This is a genomic window from Clostridium sp. MCC328 (assembly GCF_018785465.1).
Taxonomy (GTDB): domain Bacteria; phylum Bacillota; class Clostridia; order Lachnospirales; family Lachnospiraceae; genus Pilosibacter; species Pilosibacter fragilis.
The window spans coordinates 1-15,165 of record NZ_WQPW01000072.1; the positions used below are offsets into that span (position 1 = coordinate 1).

Sequence of the window (15,165 nt, forward strand, 5' to 3'; positions counted from 1 at the left end):
CAAATGGTTTACATGTATACCTTTATCGTCACAAACATGGATTCCTCACCAGAATACCTTATCAAATTTTACTGCAAAAGAGGTCTGATGGAAAACTTCATCAAAGAAAGCAAATCTGGTTTTGATTTTTCTGCGGTGAGCAGTCACAACAGAATCGTAAATGCAAACAGAGTCCAGGTACATGCTCTTGCCTACAACATATTTAATTGGTTTAGACGATTGGTATTATCAGCAGAAATGCAGAAACAACGCATTGATACCGTTCGTTTAAAACTGCTGAAGATTGCTGCAAAAGTAGTCCGTTCAGCAAGATATATCACATTCAAGCTGTGCAGCAGTTGTCCATATAAAGAAGAGTTTTATGACACCCTTTCTGCAATAGGTAAGCTGGATGTACAGCTGGAATAGCAACTGTCAACGAACCTTGACAGCCTGATAATTGCTCAAAAACTCGTCATAGGGATTTTATGCCCTTTTTTCTGACAAATTGAGAGAAGTTATGGCTGCATGGATCATTTTTTCAATTCATGGTGCAAGGTTTAGGTTAGAAATTGCTCCGTGAATAATTCAGGTTTGAGCAAAGTCTTTATGGAATCCATAATTTGTTCGTAAGTAATATCTTTCGCATAAGAAAACTGCTTGCGATACTTGTCCCACATTGTTTTGAGTTCCGGGCTTTCTTCGATGTTGTAAAGAATAGAAGGAACATCTGCAATCTGTTCTGTAGTGCCACGATGCTTGGCAGTTGCACTTAACGCATCAGCAAATACCGCATTATCGAATTTCTGCGTTGTGGTCAGTATATAGGTATCGTAAAAATCTCTGGGACGAGTATTGAACACGCCACGGCGTAAAATAGTTTCAACCTTTTCAGCCATGACGGTTTCAATGTTGTATGCCCACAGCTCATAAGATTTCTCATCATCGAAAATTTCAGAGAAGTTGTACTGCACCGCATGGGGTGTAATAGCATCATCGGTGGACACATCAATGCTAAGTGGAGTCAGCAGAGTATCAAACTTGGCGTTCAGCATGACACGGTATCCGCCGTAAATATCATCTTCACGGATGGGCGAAATTGTGCCAATCTCGAATACAACGCCGTCATCGAATGCGATGTCACAAACATCTTCCAACGCACTGCGAATTGCTTCCGGTGTAAGGGGCAGATTTTTAAGAGTGGTGTCCATATCCATGGTTGCGCGGTTGTCGAGTCCGACAATGGCGGCTACCAACATACCGCCCTTTAATACAAACTTCTCTTTGTATTCGGAAGCGGAAAGGCGGACAAGCAGACGCTCAAACATATAGTTCTGCAGAATGACCTGTGCAGGGATATTCTTCTGTTTTGCGATATTGCGAATTTTCGCCTTCAAACTCATTGCTTTACTCACAGAAGCACCTCCAAATATTGACGCAACACTTTTTCAACACGCATCTGTTTTGCATATGTATTCAGTTGGTTTAGGTTTTTCTTCGGGCTTGCGGCGTACATTTTAAGTGCCGCTAAAAATGTTTCAGTTCCCAATTTGTTACGGCTGCGAATTACATCACAAATGGTGCGTTCAAGATCGTATGCAGGAACATCATTTCCAGCAGGTGTTCTCAGCGTTGTTTTGCCAAGTTCAAACAATTCAGGCTTGATATAATACACTTTGCATTCAAATTTAATTGCCGCAGAAGGAATACAACCAGACGGTGCAGTAACCGTATGCTCAAATGGAGTACGGTCAGAAATTCCGTGAAGGTAAAGAGCTGTTTCGTGAGAAAAAATGATTCTTTCTGAACGGTTACTGATTGCCAATAATTCATCCTGCATATCATCGGGAAGAATGTACTGGCCTTTTACAATACGATGGATTTTATCTTCTTTGCACAACTTATAAAGCATCGCCTTGGAGATGCCGCGTTGCGCTGCTATTTTCGTTTCAATAATTCCGCCATGCGTTTTTGCAATAGCGGTGAGTTCAGTCATGTAATCCATACACTCACCTCGGTTATAATAACTCAATAACATTATGCTCATAATTACGATTAAAGTCAATATCTTGTTGGAAACATTCAAAAAATATTTACAATTAAATTACGACTGAAGTAAACGACAATCTAAAGCAAGACATTTACCATACACCAAAAATCGAACAACAACAGAGGGAAACGGACAGACCGCCTATATAAAGCCGCAGAACTATGAGATTTCGAAAACCCGAAAATACAAAAAAGACATCAGCAGGAGAGAAAACATGGAGTATCACGCAGACAGAGACAGCTATATCTGTCGGAATGGAAGGGAACTGACTGTTACAAATGAACGCAGAAGTAAAACAGCCAGCGGATATGTCAGTGTAAAAACTTATTACAGAAGTCCAGACTGTACCGGCTGTCCTTATAAAACGGAATGTATCAAGGGAAACAACTGCAAAACACCTATGGAAAAACGTAATAAAGTGCTGATGGTCTCGAAGACGATGAGTCAAAAACGTGCAGAAGATCTGGAACGGATCACAAGTGAGTATGGAACGATGCTCCGTATGAATCGCAGTATTCAGGCCGAAGGTTCTTTTGCTGACGTAAAAGAGTACATGAATTTTCGAAGATATCTGTATCGTGGAAAGGCAAATGCACTGGCAGAGAGCATCCTTCTGGCGATGGGACGAAATATCAATAAGCTCCATTGCAAGATTCAGACCGGAAGAACGGGGAGTCATCTTTTTTCATTAAAGACAGCATAGATTTTAATGGTTGAAAACAAAACAGTTTGAAATCAGGCATGCCGAAAGGGATGTCTGGGAATGAACTGCGTTTATAAAGAATGGCATCGAAAACGTGACCGATTTCGATGCCATTTGGGCATAAAGCAGGGCTGCCGCCCAGCAAAAAATATTTGCTAATGCGACAGCCCCTTCTTTTCGATGCTTTTCATTCAGCAAGCAATGAAATAGAACAGTGCCATAACGTAAGCTTATGACTTAATAATTTTCTTCGCGAACTTCAAAGTAGCTCTGCGGATGGCTGCAGACCGGACATACCTGCGGTGCCTTTGTTCCGATCACGATATGCCCACAGTTGCGGCACTCCCATACCTTTACTTCACTCTTTTCGAATACAGAAGCTGTCTCCACATTTTTAAGAAGGGCACGGTAGCGCTCCTCATGGTGCTTCTCGATCTCGCCTACCATACGGAATTTTGCTGCGAGAGCATGGAAACCTTCCTCATCGGCGGTCTTCGCAAAATCCTCGTACATATCGGTCCACTCGTAGTTTTCACCAGCTGCAGCGGCTGCAAGATTCGCAGCGGTATCGCTGATTCCATCTAACTCCTTGAACCACATCTTCGCGTGCTCTTTCTCGTTGTCAGCTGTCTTTAGGAATAAAGCTGCGATCTGCTCGTATCCCTCCTTCTTTGCTACGGATGCAAAGTAGGTATATTTATTTCTTGCCTGGGATTCACCGGAGAATGCTGCCTCGAGGTTCTTTTCTGTTTTTGTTCCTGCATATCTGCTCATAGTGTTGAACTCCTTTCTGATTCTTGTTTTCTTATTGTTTTCCCTTCTTTTTGCAAAATGATTCTTTCTGTTCCTGTAATTTACCGTTTCTGTCTGACGGTCGTCTTTTTTGTTGTATATCGTCTTGTCTGTTGCGTATCGTCTTGTTTATGGTTGTATTCTAACATACTTTGTTTTAAATGTCAATAATAGTAATTATTATTGTTTTGCAGGATTTATTTACTTTTGCTCCAAACAGTTTTTCACGACCTTCTGTCAAAAACGCCAAAAATACGCCCGGCACATTTGGGATCTTCCATTGTATAAAAAGAATGTGCCTGGCACATTCTCGCGCCTCGCGCGGTCGCGTGCGGCAATCTACATCTTTGCGCGAGTGCACATCTTTAGCACGTTAATGCCTTTTATGCAACAGGGAATTCCCCGACATTTCCTGTTGCATAAAAAAACTGCAGATCCACATATCAACCGATATGGACCCGCAGTCTTTCTCATATATTTTTATCTGTTTTTTCTTTCCTTAGTCCGCAAATAACGGTGTGGAAAGGTATCTGTCGCCGGTATCCGGAAGCAGTGCCACGATCGTCTTTCCTGCGTTTTCCGGTCTCTTCGCAAGTTCGATCGCTGCCCAGATCGCCGCACCGGAGGAAATTCCCACGAGGACTCCTTCCTTCTTTCCAACTAACTTTCCTGCCGCGAACGCGTCATCATTCTCCACAGCGATGATCTCATCATAAACCTTTGTGTCGAGAACATCCGGAACAAATCCGGCTCCGATTCCCTGGATCTTGTGGGAGCCTGCCTTGCCCTGGCTCAGTACCGGGGAGCTTGCCGGTTCCACCGCAACGACCTTCACGTCCGGATTCTGCTTCTTTAAATATCTTCCGGTTCCGGTGATGGTTCCGCCGGTGCCGACACCAGCGACAAAAATATCAACCTTGCCGTCCGTATCTTCCCAGATCTCCGGCCCGGTTGTTCTCTCATGAACTTCCGGATTCGCCGGGTTTACAAACTGTCCCGGAATAAAGCTTCCCGGAATCTCCTTTGCGAGCTCCTCCGCCTTTGCGATCGCGCCCTTCATTCCCTTTGCGCCCTCAGTGAGCACAAGCTCCGCGCCGTAGGCTTTCATAAGCTGGCGCCTCTCCACACTCATGGTCTCAGGCATAACGATAATGATCCGGTAACCGCGGGCAGCCGAAACCGACGCAAGACCGATTCCTGTGTTTCCGGAAGTCGGCTCGATAATCGTAGAACCAGTCTTTAAGATTCCCTTCGCCTCAGCGTCATCGATCATCGCCTTCGCGATCCTGTCCTTTACCGATCCGGCCGGATTGAAATATTCCAGCTTCGCAAGGATCTTCGCGTTAAGTCCCTCGGATTTTTCAATCTGTGTAAGCTCTAAGAGCGGAGTCTTTCCGATCAGCTGGTCTGCGGATGTATATATGTTTGCCATAAGTTATTACCTACCTTTCATATATGTTAATAGGATTATATGGCGATATCATCTGTTTGTCAAGTCTCATTCCGGATATCATGTTAGAAAATTTCTATCATATATCACAACACCTTTATCCTTTTCACTGTCTTTATTTCCCTTAAACCTTGTATTATAATAGGAATAATGTTAAACTTACATTACGATCAAAAATATTCAGCAACACGCAGCAGCATGGGAGGATACAGATTATGATGGTTTCAACAAAAGGCCGCTACGCTCTCCGCGTCCTGATCGATCTTGCGGAGCACCAGACAGACGGCTATATTCCATTAAAAGATACAGCAGCGAGACAGGAAATCTCTGAAAAATACCTCGAGGGCATCATCAAAATCCTCGTAAAGGCAAAACTCTTAGAGGGGGTCCGCGGTAAAGGCGGCGGATATCGCCTCACAAAAGCCCCGGAACAGTACACAGTCGGCAGCATCCTTCGCCTCACTGAAAACTCCATGGCTCCGGTAGCCTGCTTAGAGCCCGGCAGCACCGACTGCCCCAGAATGGGAAGCTGTAAAACTCTCCCTCTCTGGCAGGGTCTCGACAAAGTCGTCAACGAATACTTAGACGGCATCACCATCGCCGACCTCGTGCAGAATGGTCAGCCCGGAGATGACTATGTAATATAAGAACTTTTCCTTCGCACAGCCACGACCAGCTGCCGGTCTGCCTCCAGGCTCAGACGCATTATTTTCCGGGCATGGTTTCCTCTTAGCTCGTGGGAGAATGCGTTGGGGGACAGGCGGCACTTGTTTGAGCCGAAGGCGAGTTGTGCCGACTTTTCCCCGTCCTTAGCATTCTTTCGCAAGCTTAGAGGAACCGCCCGGAAAATCCAAGCGTCTGAGGCTGAACGCTGACCGGCAGCGTACTCTCGCCAAAATCGTCGCTCCCGTCCCCCCCCCCCAAAAAAAAAGGACAGCCTTGCGGCTGCCCTTCACCTATTTCCATATCCAATTCCATTCCCGGAAATATCGTCCCTAATTCCAGAAGTCCACCTTCTCCTTCAGTCCAATATGCTCCGCCTTAAACACCGGATTCTTTCCGGCCTTTTTCTGCTCTGTATAATCCTCAAGACACCGCAGTACCGGCTTCAGGAGAATAACGATCACCGGCACATTGATCAGCGCCATGAAGCCCATCAGCACATCCGCTGTATCCCAGACAATACCAAGCTTCATCGTAGCGCCGACGCACACAACCACCGCAGCAACAATCCTCATGCACCACTTTGCCCCATTAGATGGAGTCATGCCGCAAAGATACGCAAGCCCTGTCTCCGCATAATAGAAGTTTCCAAGCAGAGTCGTAAATGCAAACAGGAACAAGGAAACTGTAATAAACACAACACCAAACTTGCCGAGTGTGCTGTTCATAGCCGCCTGCACATAGGCCATTCCGGCCATATCCGCATCCGGCTCCACACCGGAGCAGAGCAGCAGCATCGCAGTTGCTGTACAGATCATACAGGTATCAAGGAATACAGAAAGCACCTGAACAAGTCCCTGCTTTACCGGATGGGAAACACCCGCGGAACCAGCCGCACACGCAGCAGCGCCGACACCGGCTTCGTTAGAGAAAAGACCTCTCTTGATACCAAGCATGACCGCAGACCCCGTAAATCCGCCGAAAATTGCTTTCACATCAAACGCGTTGCGGAAGATCTCTGCGAACACTCCTGGAAGAAGTGTGATATGGGTCACGATCACGAACACGGCAACCGCAATGTAGAAGAATCCCATGAACGGAACGATCTTTTCCGTGATCCCTGCGATCTGTTTTCCACCGCCGCTGATGCAGACGAAGAATAACACTGCAAGCACGCCGCCGATGATCCATTTTGCAAGGTTTTCATTCTGGGAGTATGCCGGAATGACACGGAATGCATCTGCGATATTGAAGGATGCAACCAGATTGAAGCCGACCATGTAGGTCAGGATCATGAACACTGCAAACAGGATTCCGAGCCAGTGTTTTCCGGTTGCCTGATCGATGTAGTAGGACGGACCGCCGTAGCAGCCGCCGTCATCGGAACGGCGCTTATAGATCTGAGCCAGAGTTCCCTCCACGAAAGCAGTAGACATTCCCAGAAGCGCTGTGAGCCACATCCAGAATAATGATCCGAGTCCGCCGAGACAGATTGCTGTGGATACGCCTGCGATATTTCCGGTTCCCACACGGGATGCCGTCGAAACCATGAGTGCCTGAAAGGACGAGATCGCCTTGTCATCCTCACTCGGTGCGAGAACGACCCGCAAAGATTCCTTTAAATAGCGGAACTGAACAAACTTTGTGCGGACCGTAAAGTAGATTCCGCCTGCAACAAGTAAGATGATCAGGATGTATGTGTAAAGATAATTACTGAGATTCCCGATCAGTGCCCCATACAAATCGTACATGTGTTGTTACCCCTCTTTTTTCTTTTTTTGTTACCCCAAAATTTTACTGTAAGTTACCCGTATTTACAATCATTTTGCCAGGAAATTTTGCCAGAACTGCACCTTCCATTATACCTCCCTTTCCTAATTTTTCTCTAAAGAAGAAAGTTTCCGTCCGCCCATTTTTCCCTGGGGCCCGTACCACTTTCATACTTTCATCGTAACCTGATGAACTGTTACCCTTCATCAAAAAACTGCTCAGTCTTTCTTCGCAAAAATATGCAATTTCATCTGTGAGGAAAGGAACTGCAGGATCTTTCTCCCCGCAATGCTGTTTCCCTTTGCGTCCAGGGACGGACCATAGATTCCGATCCCCATCTTTCCGTCAACAACAGAGAGCAGCCCGCCGCCGACACCGCTCTTCGACGGGATCCCCACGCGGACCGCAAATTCCCCGGACCCGTCATACATGCCGCAGGTCAGCATGATCGTCTTCACGACTCTCACGGTATCGGAATTCAGCAGCCGCTTTCCGGATGGATCCACTCCGTCATTCGCGAGCAGAAGTCCCAATCCCGCAAGGCTTTCCGCCGTGACGCTCAGCGAGCACATTTTCACATAGAAATCTAGCGCTTCCTCCACATTTCCATTGATCACGCCCTTGCTCTCTAAAAGATAGGCGATGGCGCGGTTTCTCGCCACCGTTGACATCTCTGAACCGTAGACTTTCTCATCCAGAACGATCCCGTCATCCTGACAGAAACATCTCGCCAGCTTCAGCATCTCCTCAAACGATACCTTCGGCTCAATAAAGCTCGCCACTGCGATTGCTCCAGAATTGATCATCGGATTGTATGGATGGCTGTTAGATCCCTCAAGCTTGATCAGGGAGTTGAAGGCGTCCCCCGACGGTTCCATCCCCACATTCTCAAACACCATGTCAAACCCGCAGACCTCAAGGGCTACCGCAAGGCTGATAACCTTCGAAATACTCTGGATGCTGAACCGATCCTTCGTGTCCCCGCAGGAGAACCGGCTTCCATCCCGGCAGAAGATGCTGATTCCGAGCTTATTCTTGTCCGCTCTTCCAAGCTCCGGAATGTACGTCGCAACCTCCCCCTCTTTGATGTATGGGCGTCCCGTTTCCAGCGCCTCATTGATCAGATCCTGAAACATAACTTTTGTTTACTCCTTTCCTATATGACCTTTCACTCCTGCTGCCGCACTTTCCATACTTCGCAGGAAACTCCTGTCAGCACATTTTCCGTGCTTTTTTCTTATTTTAAACGTCCTGTCCCCTCTCAAGCCGCTCTCTTACTTCCTTCAAAAACTCTTCCCCGATCCCGGAGATCGGCACATCCGCAAGTGTCACATACCCGAATTCCAGCTTCACCTCGCACCCCGGAATCGGCACGGAAACTGCCCGGAAATCCGACAGCTGCTTGTCAAAGTCATGGATTCCGATACTGTAAAAATCCGTCTGCGAGATCAGATTCATGAGCGTCGCACGCCCCGTCACATAGATCTCCTTTTTCTTTCCCGTACTTCCCCCATCCTCATTTGGTCCGAGGATATTGGTGAGAATATCATCATACAGCCCCATATAGCGGATAAATCCGTAATTCGCAAGATTCTCCCTCGTCATCGGCTTCTTCTCCCGGACGAGCGGATGATCCTTTGAGATCACGATCTGCGGTTCCACATAGGAGAGGAACCGGTATGTAAGACCTTTTGCCGCCGCCATCACCTGGATCTCCTCATGTCTCTGGCTGTCGAAATGGAAAATTCCGATGTCGGCCCGCCCGGAGACCACATCCTCGATGACATCCTCCAGCTGCCCCTCATACAGGCGGTGGGTGAATTCCGGCTGATCCTGGTAACGTCTCACGATAGTGATAAAGCTCTCCATTACATGGGAGAACTTTGTCATGGACACCGCCAGGGGCTCTGTCTTCTCCATCTCTTTTAAAGGCCGCAGGTGCATTTCTTCCATTTCCTTTAAGATCCGCACCGACCGCTCCAAAAACTCATTTCCCTCAGGAGTCAGCGTCACACCCTGACGGCTCCTGTTTAAGAGCGGCGCTCCAACGGTCTCCTCCAGGTCATGAATGATCTTTCCAAGATGGGATTGGGAAACATAGAGCATCTGGGCCGCCTTGTTGATGGAACCAAGTCTCGCCACCTTGATGAAGTATTCCAGATGTTTCAGATTGATATCATAGCTCATGTTCTTCCCTCCCTCATTTTTCTATCTCTCTTCCCACGCATCACTGCTGAAAAGAATTTCTGAAAGCCGCACATTCCCGCGGCTTTTCTTGTATATAATGTATCATTTTTTGCCATATCTTTCCACTTCTTTGTTATTCTTTATCAAACTAAGGTTATTTCTCACAGAAAAAACCTTATACATCAAAAGCGGAGTGCCGTCACCTGGACAACACTCCGAAACCATACTTTCATATCTTAATTCACACGGGATGACAGACCTCAGCTCCCGATCATAATGCTGATGATCTCATCATTCGTCTCCTTCATTCCCTCTTTTGCGAGACGTCCCACGTTGCGGATCGTCGCCTCGATCCCGGCCGTCACGATTCCGTCACCGTCATCAAAGTTCTGACCACGCTTTGCCATATAGTAGCCGATGATCCCCGCGTCCACCGCCTCAGCGATCTTTGCCGCGCAGGACGCTTTCGCGCCGTCACAGACCATACCGGAGATAATGGCTACCGCATTGATCACGGTGTGGACCACCTCATCATAGGACGCTCCGGAGAGATACGCGATCCCCGCTCCGGACCCCGCACCCGCGCTGACTGCACCGCAGTAGGCGGAAAGTCTTCCGATGGGCGTCTTCTGGTGGATCGTCGTGAGATCTGAGAGTGCCATCGCCCGGTACATGGTATCTTCATCGACTCCCAGCTCCGTTGCGTATACGATGACCGGAACAGAAGCCGTGATTCCCTGATTTCCACTGCCGGAGTTGATGATAACTGGAAGCTCACATCCGTTCATTCGTGCGTCGGATCCGGCTGCCGCCATGGCTCTCGCCCGTGTACGGACATCATTTCCGTTCATATCGAGAAGAAGTGCGCCGATGTTGGATCCATACTGCCCACGCATTCCCTCTCTGGCGATTGCCATATTGTAAGTTTTCTGGCGCTCCAGAACCTCTCTGATATCGTTCACATCCACTGTATGGATAAAGTCCCAGATATGCTCCATATCGAGCAGTGAGCGATCCGTAAGACCTTCCTCCTCCTCACCATTCACCGGGATATCCCTGATGACTTCTCCGTTCTTTTCAATATGTACCACATTCGTGTGATAATTTGCGATGCGGACCATGCTGGTATCTGTTCCGCGTGTCAGTGTCACAATGATATCAAAGGTGATGCCGTTATCAATATGTTCCACTTCCACCGGGGTCGTCTGAAGGAATTCCTTCATCGCCGTGATCTGCTCTTTTGTAACAGACGCTATGACCTCAAGTTCCTTTTTCGGATCACCTGCAACGATTCCTGCCGCCGCCGCCGCCGGAATTCCCTTTAAATGATCCGTATTCGGGACGATCACGGATTTTACGTTCTTGATCATGCTGCCGCTGGCTCCTACCTTCACCTTCTCCGGGAGTCCGCCGAGCACTTCTCTCGCGACTGCCGCGCAGTAAGCGATGGCGATCGGCTCCGTACATCCCATCGCCGGCTTCAGTTCCTCTTCCAGAATACTCACATATGCCTGATATCTGATATCGCTTTTCTCCATTGTATCCGTCCTTTCTCCGTTCTTTTCTGCCGATCGGATCACTTTTTCCGCCTGCCATTCATGACTCCGAGTCTCACATCCTGAAAATTCGCATTCTATCCTGCTATTTTCTTGCAATTTCTATATTCTTAGCGTATCATAAGAAGTACTAAAAGTAAAATTGAACGTTTTAAACAGATCGTTTATAAATTTTTATAGAGAAGAAAGGAATCCGCCATGGAACTTCGAGAGATCCGCACGTTTCTACAGATCGCGCAAAAGCAAAGTTTTTCAAAAGCCGCCGAGGCGTTAGGTTATTCCCAGGCCGCCGTCACGGTCCAGATCAAACAGTTAGAGGAGGAACTCGGCATCCATCTCTTTGACCGTCTCGGAAAAAAGACGGTCCTGACCCATCACGGGGAGATCTTTTACCGCTATGCCGTGACGATCCTTGGCACCGTCGCCGACGCGAAAAACGCGGTTTCCGCCTCCACTGAGCTCTCCGGTGACCTCACCATCGGAACCATTGAATCCATCTGTGAATCCATCTTTCCGGATCTTTTAAAGAAATTCCATCAGCTTTACCCGAACGTCTCCGTGAGCATCGTTCTGGACTCCCCGGATGTTCTTTTGGACCGCATGAACAAGAACTCTATCGATCTGGTCTATCTCCTCGACCAGCCCATTGACGACAAGCGTTTTATAAAAGTTCTGGAAGCGCCGGAAAATATCTCCTTTGTCTCTTCCTCCGTCCACACGCTGGCAAAAAATGATCCCACAGACCTTGCCTCGGTCATCAGCCACCCGTTCCTCCTGACCGAAAAAAATGCCAGCTACCGGTTCGTTCTTGACCGATATCTGGCATCTCTCGGAAAGGAGATCAAGCCTTTCCTGGAAATTGGAAACACTGAATTCATTATCAATATGTTGAAGCAGAACGCCGGGATCTCATTTCTCCCGGAGTTTGCCGTAAGGCATGAAGTGGAATCCGGTATTCTCTCGATCCTGCCGGTAAAGGATTTTCACATGGAGCTCTACCGTCAGGTCCTCTATCACAAAGACAAATGGCACACCGGTGAGATGGACGCCTTTATCGAGCTTGCGAAGGAGACTTTCCGGACTTCGCCCGTTTCAGACGAACACCCTCAAGAATGATGAGGAAGGTCAACATAATAAGCATCGCCGCGCTCACTCCAATGGTCAGCCTGTAATCTCCCGTTATATCATAAAAGGTTCCAAACCACATGTTGAAGGGCGCTCCCAGAAGCGTTCCCACCATGGTGGAATAGGCATATGCTGTACTATAGGTCTCACCATTCCAGAAGATCCTGCAGAACAGCGGCATCATGACGGATGATAGGGGAAGTGTCACACCATAAAACAGGGAGCCCGCCATCACCGTCTCCGGAGAACCGACAAACAGCAGTACATGTCCAAGAAACGCCAGCGCAATCGAAACTTCAAAGGTCCTGATGATCCCAAGGCTGTCGCTGATCTTTCCGAGGATCAGCTTGCTGGACATATTTCCGAGAAGGGAGATGCTCGTCATCATGGCCGCTGCCTGCAGCGTAAGGCCGGCTGCGATCCCACAGGGCGTCAGGAAGGAATTCAGGTACGCGCATGACACACTGGTCCAGTATGCACCTACGGCAATATAAAATTCCGGCTGACGCAGCAATTCTTTTATCGGGGTCCCGTTTTCCGCGGATGCAGGCGCTGATGTGCCTGATACAGCCCTTTGCTCCACATTCTCTGCCCCGTACGGCAGAAGTCCCATCTCTTCCGGCTTATAGCGGAGAATGAACAGGGAGATCGGGAGGACCAGCGCGGTACTGACGATTCCAACCGCCACATAGCTCACCCTCCATCCGAATGCCGGGATCGCCATTCCAAGAAAGCTGCTGCCGATCATGCCGACGAGACCGGAGAACGCCGCGGAGATTCCCACCGCCATTCCGGTCTTTTTCTTAAACCAGTTTCCAAGAATGATCGGCGCCGGGATCATGCAGACGAAGGACGAGGCAATTCCCTGAATGATGCCTGTCAAATGCCACTGCCACAGTTCATGGAAGGTACCCATGAGGGTCGCGCAGCCTCCGTATATGACAGCTGCAATGCTGATCACGATCCGCACATCATGTTTCCGAAAGCTTGTCGCTACAAATGGCAGCGCCAAAGCAGAACTGATGCAGTAGAGCATCCGGTACATCGTAAGTTTTCCCAGCTCAAATCCCAGCTCTTTGCAGATCGGGGAGTAAAAGACACCGGCACAGTTGTTGATGAGTCCCAGAGTCGCCCCCTGCAGGATGCAGCAGCCCGCAAGGATGAACCAGGCGTAGTGCAGTCTGTTTTTCTTTTGTTCCATTGTTATTTCTGCCTTTCCCCAGCTTTTTTCTTTTCCGCACATCTCCGGTATCCGTCTGTCTGCCCCGAAAGGTTCCGGCTACATGTCCGCCAGTTACAGCTCCCTCACTCACTCTTATAGCAGGCGTCTGGCCTCTGCGGGCATGCTGAATAAATCTGCGGAATATTCTTTATTCCTTAAGGTTATATTGTAGCATTATTTCTCCCATTTTCCCATATTTTTTTCATCTTTTTGCCATAAAGAACTTGCAGGATAAATCTTAAGTACTTATAATAGAAAACACGGTAACTGTTCATTACATCGAAACAGTACCGCAGTAAAAAGACATTACCGTCCGACCCCGGCGGCAAAAAATACAATGCCGGTCAGACGGCAGAATGGAGGAATTTCCAATGGCAAAGAAAGATATCGACTGGTCCAATATCGGATTCGGTTACATCAAAACTGATTACAGATATGTATCCAACTTCAAAGATGGTTCCTGGGATGAGGGAACTCTTACAACTGATGATATGATCACCTTAAACGAGTGTGCATGTGTATTCCAGTATGCACAGACCTGCTTCGAGGGCTTAAAGGCATACACAACAGAAGACGGCCACATCGTAACCTTCCGCCCGGACTTAAACGCTGAGCGTATGATGAACTCCGCAGCAAGACTTGAGATGCCGCAGTTCCCGAAGGAGCGCTTCATTGACGCGATCACAAAGCTGGTTGCGGCAAACGCTGATTTCGTTCCGCCGTACGGTTCCGGCGCAACTCTTTACATCCGTCCGTATATGTTCGGTACAAACCCGGTAATCGGTGTGAAACCGGCATCCGAGTACCAGTTCCGTGCTTTCTGTACACCGGTCGGCCCGTACTTCAAGGGCGGCGCTAAGCCGATCACAATCCGTGTCACAGACTTCGACCGCGCAGCACCTCACGGAACAGGTCATGTAAAAGCCGGCTTAAACTACGCAATGAGCTTACATGCCATCGTTGATGCTCACAAACAGGGCTATGATGAGAACATGTATCTCGACGCTGCTACAAGAACCTATGTTGAGGAGACAGGCGGAGCAAACTTCATCTTCGTTACAAAAGACGGCACAGTCGTAACACCGAAGTCCGACTCTATCCTTCCGTCCATCACACGCCGCTCCATCCTCTACGTTGCTGAGCATTACCTCGGTTTAAAGACAGAGGAGCGTCCGGTTCCGTTTACAGAAGTAAAAGATTTCGCTGAGTGCGGTCTCTGCGGTACCGCTGCTGTTATCTCCCCGGTCGGCAAGATCGTAGACCACGGCAACGAGATCTGCTTCCCGAGCGGCATGGAGAAAATGGGTCCGGTGATCCAGAAGCTCTACGACACATTAACAGGCATCCAGATGGGCCACATCGAGGCACCGGAAGGCTGGATCCATGTGATCAAATAATTAACCGTGTGAATTGTATCAGAGCAGGATTCCTTTGGGGGAGTCCTGCTTCTTTTTTCTTTAGCAATGATTCGCATGGGAAGAGAATTCCATTTAAGCGATGATACTATTCTGGAACAAATATGTAAAAATTTTGATCTGGATCAGATCACTGCGAGAGAATACATTGATTCTTTTGGGAAATAATTATCCATAATCGAGTAGGAGGCGGTGGCTAACCGCCGTCCTCTCACAGCACCGTACGTACCGTTCGGTATACGGCGCTTTCAAT

The 15,165-nt window shown here is 48.2% G+C and carries 14 protein-coding genes; 5 read left to right on the forward strand and 9 right to left on the reverse strand.

The window, feature by feature from the left end:
- The coding region (locus tag GPK83_RS11520) for a transposase (protein WP_215704828.1) at positions 1-408 on the forward strand (408 nt) is incomplete at its 5' end.
- Positions 409-539: 131 nt separating this feature from the next.
- Here GPK83_RS11520 and GPK83_RS11525 read toward each other — a convergent pair.
- A complete protein-coding gene (locus tag GPK83_RS11525) occupies positions 540-1,394 on the reverse strand; it encodes a nucleotidyl transferase AbiEii/AbiGii toxin family protein (protein ID WP_345941807.1) in 855 nt (284 codons plus the stop codon).
- Positions 1,391-1,984, reverse strand: coding sequence for a hypothetical protein (locus tag GPK83_RS11530; RefSeq protein WP_215704829.1), 594 nt, complete (start codon positions 1,982-1,984; stop codon positions 1,391-1,393). The genes GPK83_RS11525 and GPK83_RS11530 overlap by 4 nt, the downstream gene beginning before the upstream one ends.
- A gap of 259 nt (positions 1,985-2,243) precedes the next feature.
- Between GPK83_RS11530 and GPK83_RS11535 the strand changes: the two genes are divergently transcribed.
- Entirely contained in the window at positions 2,244-2,732 is a 489-nt protein-coding gene (locus GPK83_RS11535) for a transposase (RefSeq protein WP_345941808.1), read from the forward strand.
- A 237-nt stretch (positions 2,733-2,969) separates the two neighbouring features.
- On the opposite strand, the gene rbr is transcribed toward GPK83_RS11535, so the two are convergent.
- Both rbr and cysK read right to left on the reverse strand, forming a co-directional pair.
- On the reverse strand, positions 2,970-3,506 hold the full coding sequence (rbr, locus tag GPK83_RS11540) for a rubrerythrin (protein ID WP_015553723.1): 537 nt from the start codon (positions 3,504-3,506) through the stop codon (positions 2,970-2,972).
- A 517-nt stretch (positions 3,507-4,023) separates the two neighbouring features.
- Positions 4,024-4,956, reverse strand: coding sequence for a cysteine synthase A (gene cysK, locus GPK83_RS11545; protein WP_215704830.1), 933 nt, complete (start codon positions 4,954-4,956; stop codon positions 4,024-4,026).
- A gap of 233 nt (positions 4,957-5,189) precedes the next feature.
- Between cysK and GPK83_RS11550 the strand changes: the two genes are divergently transcribed.
- Positions 5,190-5,621 carry an Rrf2 family transcriptional regulator gene (locus GPK83_RS11550; protein ID WP_117515795.1) on the forward strand — a complete coding sequence of 144 codons (432 nt, stop codon included), beginning with the start codon at positions 5,190-5,192 and terminating at the stop codon, positions 5,619-5,621.
- 348 nt (positions 5,622-5,969) lie between these two features.
- On the opposite strand, the gene GPK83_RS11555 is transcribed toward GPK83_RS11550, so the two are convergent.
- The 4 genes from GPK83_RS11555 to GPK83_RS11570 all read right to left on the reverse strand — a co-directional run bounded on the left by GPK83_RS11555 (position 5,970) and on the right by GPK83_RS11570 (position 11,132).
- A complete protein-coding gene (locus tag GPK83_RS11555; protein ID WP_117484389.1) occupies positions 5,970-7,388 on the reverse strand; it encodes an alanine/glycine:cation symporter family protein in 1,419 nt (472 codons plus the stop codon).
- Positions 7,389-7,625: 237 nt separating this feature from the next.
- On the reverse strand, positions 7,626-8,543 hold the full coding sequence (glsA, locus tag GPK83_RS11560; protein ID WP_015553728.1) for a glutaminase A: 918 nt from the start codon (positions 8,541-8,543) through the stop codon (positions 7,626-7,628).
- A 106-nt stretch (positions 8,544-8,649) separates the two neighbouring features.
- The gene (locus tag GPK83_RS11565; RefSeq protein ID WP_215704831.1) at positions 8,650-9,594 is read right to left on the reverse strand and encodes a LysR family transcriptional regulator; all 945 of its coding nucleotides are present in this window, start codon (positions 9,592-9,594) and stop codon (positions 8,650-8,652) included.
- A gap of 260 nt (positions 9,595-9,854) precedes the next feature.
- Positions 9,855-11,132, reverse strand: coding sequence for an L-serine ammonia-lyase, iron-sulfur-dependent, subunit alpha (locus tag GPK83_RS11570; RefSeq protein WP_117470397.1), 1,278 nt, complete (start codon positions 11,130-11,132; stop codon positions 9,855-9,857).
- A 216-nt stretch (positions 11,133-11,348) separates the two neighbouring features.
- Between GPK83_RS11570 and GPK83_RS11575 the strand changes: the two genes are divergently transcribed.
- A complete protein-coding gene (locus GPK83_RS11575; RefSeq protein ID WP_117552711.1) occupies positions 11,349-12,266 on the forward strand; it encodes a LysR family transcriptional regulator in 918 nt (305 codons plus the stop codon).
- On the opposite strand, the gene GPK83_RS11580 is transcribed toward GPK83_RS11575, so the two are convergent.
- Positions 12,202-13,476 (reverse strand): MFS transporter, encoded by a 1,275-nt coding sequence (locus tag GPK83_RS11580; protein ID WP_215704832.1) that lies wholly within the window; start codon positions 13,474-13,476, stop codon positions 12,202-12,204. The two genes, GPK83_RS11575 and GPK83_RS11580, sit on opposite strands and share 65 nt — an antisense overlap.
- Before the next feature lie 392 nt (positions 13,477-13,868).
- On the opposite strand from GPK83_RS11580, the gene GPK83_RS11585 reads away from it, so the two are divergent.
- On the forward strand, positions 13,869-14,894 hold the full coding sequence (locus tag GPK83_RS11585) for a branched-chain amino acid aminotransferase (protein ID WP_117484394.1): 1,026 nt from the start codon (positions 13,869-13,871) through the stop codon (positions 14,892-14,894).
- Positions 14,895-15,165: the final 271 nt, after the last annotated feature.

What these genes read in the sequence shown, in the direction of transcription:
- GPK83_RS11530 (WP_215704829.1), bottom strand. Translation starts at nt 1,984, where the DNA reads ATGGATTACATGACTGAACTCACCGCTATTGCAAAAACGCATGGCGGA.
- GPK83_RS11535 (WP_345941808.1), top strand. Translation starts at nt 2,244, where the DNA reads ATGGAGTATCACGCAGACAGAGACAGCTATATCTGTCGGAATGGAAGG.
- rbr (WP_015553723.1), bottom strand. Translation starts at nt 3,506, where the DNA reads ATGAGCAGATATGCAGGAACAAAAACAGAAAAGAACCTCGAGGCAGCA.
- cysK (WP_215704830.1), bottom strand. Translation starts at nt 4,956, where the DNA reads ATGGCAAACATATATACATCCGCAGACCAGCTGATCGGAAAGACTCCG.
- GPK83_RS11550 (WP_117515795.1), top strand. Translation starts at nt 5,190, where the DNA reads ATGATGGTTTCAACAAAAGGCCGCTACGCTCTCCGCGTCCTGATCGAT.
- GPK83_RS11555 (WP_117484389.1), bottom strand. Translation starts at nt 7,388, where the DNA reads ATGTACGATTTGTATGGGGCACTGATCGGGAATCTCAGTAATTATCTT.
- glsA (WP_015553728.1), bottom strand. Translation starts at nt 8,543, where the DNA reads ATGTTTCAGGATCTGATCAATGAGGCGCTGGAAACGGGACGCCCATAC.
- GPK83_RS11565 (WP_215704831.1), bottom strand. Translation starts at nt 9,594, where the DNA reads ATGAGCTATGATATCAATCTGAAACATCTGGAATACTTCATCAAGGTG.
- GPK83_RS11570 (WP_117470397.1), bottom strand. Translation starts at nt 11,132, where the DNA reads ATGGAGAAAAGCGATATCAGATATCAGGCATATGTGAGTATTCTGGAA.
- GPK83_RS11575 (WP_117552711.1), top strand. Translation starts at nt 11,349, where the DNA reads ATGGAACTTCGAGAGATCCGCACGTTTCTACAGATCGCGCAAAAGCAA.
- GPK83_RS11580 (WP_215704832.1), bottom strand. Translation starts at nt 13,476, where the DNA reads ATGGAACAAAAGAAAAACAGACTGCACTACGCCTGGTTCATCCTTGCG.
- GPK83_RS11585 (WP_117484394.1), top strand. Translation starts at nt 13,869, where the DNA reads ATGGCAAAGAAAGATATCGACTGGTCCAATATCGGATTCGGTTACATC.